This is a genomic window from Roseibium sp. RKSG952 (assembly GCF_009711355.1).
On the sequence record NZ_SMMF01000553.1, the window covers coordinates 1 to 1,763 of the forward strand.

A 1,763-nucleotide genomic window follows, 5' to 3' on the forward strand; every position below is an offset into this window, starting at 1 on the left:
AGCCAGACACAATCGTAAACTGTGTCGTGTGCAGGGCACCATGCCTAAAAGTTCTGAATGCTGAGTTTTCTAGCGCTTGGTGGCAGTTGCTACATAATTCCGCTTCGGTTGTAATATGGAAACGTTTGCATTGTCGGATGCACCGGCATCCTGGAAGGATGGAAACAGTGATCAGGTGAGGACCGACGGTATGAGTGCAATTTGGTCGAAAGAAGACCTTCACAAACTCTGGCTTGAAGAAGAACCGACAGCGAAAAGTCCGTACGGTCTCTACGGTTATCCGCCGATGTGGAGGACCCTTGAGCGGACTGACGGTATGTCTCTGTTCTCCCGTCCCGCAAAGGTGCCTGTCCGGATCAACCATCAGTGGGAAGAGGTTGATGGAGTGAGCTACCAGTGGCAGAAAGACGGTGAATGGTGGGGTCAGGGTCACTCAGCGGAATTCGATACATTCTTCGCGTTGCTGGATCGGATCGAGGAGGATCCTCTGCTTCGAACTGGCAGCATTGCCATCACGACGAGGGGATCTAGGTGGGGTTCCGCTGCGCTTGCTAGTGGTGTTCTCATTGTTGTTGAGGAAATGCATCCTGACCTAGAATTCAGGCGTGCCACTGTTCGTGACGCGATGAACGTTACGCGCTCATACGCAGACATCGGCGAGTTGGCTCCCCTGCCCGACGGTGTGGATCCGCTTGACTATGTTCGTGAGTATTTGTCTGCCGAATGGGGGACTGAGAAGGGCGCAGAGCTTTTCAGAAAGTCTCTGCGTAAATACAAGGATCTGGTGAGAGAGGGGCGGATTCCAAGCCTAGAAGACCTTCACGTTTATCGCAGGTCACCGGAGATTGAGCCAGAGGATGTGACCGCGTTCCACCGTCCTTAAACCCGGTCTTTCTCATCCAAAAAACAAAGAAGGAGGTCCGGATCGTCATCCAGATCTCCTTCTTGCCGGCCGATACATGGCGTCCCGATACTATCCGCTTACCGGGCGACCTCGGAATGGTGCTGCTCGGACCCACGCGGTTTTAAGGCCGCGTCTTATTTTTTTTGACCCAGGGGCATAGGCGGGGTCGCACATTCCCTGACAGGCGCGATGCCTGGCTCAAGGATGCTGTTGGTCACCTGCCACTTAACGAAGATTCGATAGAGGCGAACGAGGTGTCTAATTGCGATGCTGGCTCTGGATCTGGAATGATTCAAGTCCTCGTTGATCGCCATCAGCTCGGTGATCGGCAGGTCCCGGCAGCGGGTGGACAGAAGGAAATGCTGTTTTTGCTCAGGCTGCTCTTCATCGCGATATCAATCCCCGTCCAGAGGCCCATGATAGTCGTCATCGTGGCAGGTCACATGAAAGAGGTGGTTGTCAACGACGACTTCGTGCCCGAGTTTCTTGAGCGCCATCACGAGTAACTCGCCTTCGTTGTAGCTGGAGCCGTTGAAGCAGTGAGCCGAGGCAGGTTTGTCGACCACAAGGACATCGTCGACGAAAACCATGCCGCCGTAGGCGTAGCTGCCCCCACAAATTTCGCAGTCATGTGTGTCATCATCGGTTTCGATCCTGATCCTCATGGCGATCCTCTTCTCGTCAGGCGTTGGTCTTTTCAAATTCCGCGTGGCCAATACCGAGCATACGGCAGATTTCGTAGGTGGGGTCGGAGCGGTTCATGGTGTAGAAATGGAAATTAGTCGAACCACGGTTAACCGGGTTAATGACTTGCTCGTGAACGATGTTCATCAAGCTGCGCCGTAAAACCCGGTCCTTC

The 1,763-nt window shown here is 53.8% G+C and carries 2 protein-coding genes; one reads left to right on the forward strand and one right to left on the reverse strand.

All coding sequences use genetic code 11. The annotated features are described in order from the left end of the window. The first annotated feature begins 190 nt into the window (after positions 1–190). Positions 191–883: a hypothetical protein gene (locus E1297_RS02190; RefSeq protein WP_155133340.1), complete on the forward strand. Its 693-nt coding sequence runs from the start codon at positions 191–193 to the stop codon at positions 881–883. A gap of 416 nt (positions 884–1,299) precedes the next feature. On the opposite strand, the gene E1297_RS02195 is transcribed toward E1297_RS02190, so the two are convergent. Continuing rightward, positions 1,300–1,569, reverse strand: coding sequence for a hypothetical protein (locus tag E1297_RS02195; RefSeq protein WP_155133343.1), 270 nt, complete (start codon positions 1,567–1,569; stop codon positions 1,300–1,302). Positions 1,570–1,763: the final 194 nt, after the last annotated feature.

Excerpts from the sequence above, each read along its gene's own strand:
- E1297_RS02190 (WP_155133340.1), top strand. The coding sequence starts at position 191 with ATGAGTGCAATTTGGTCGAAAGAAGACCTTCACAAACTCTGGCTTGAA.
- E1297_RS02195 (WP_155133343.1), bottom strand. The coding sequence starts at position 1,569 with ATGAGGATCAGGATCGAAACCGATGATGACACACATGACTGCGAAATT.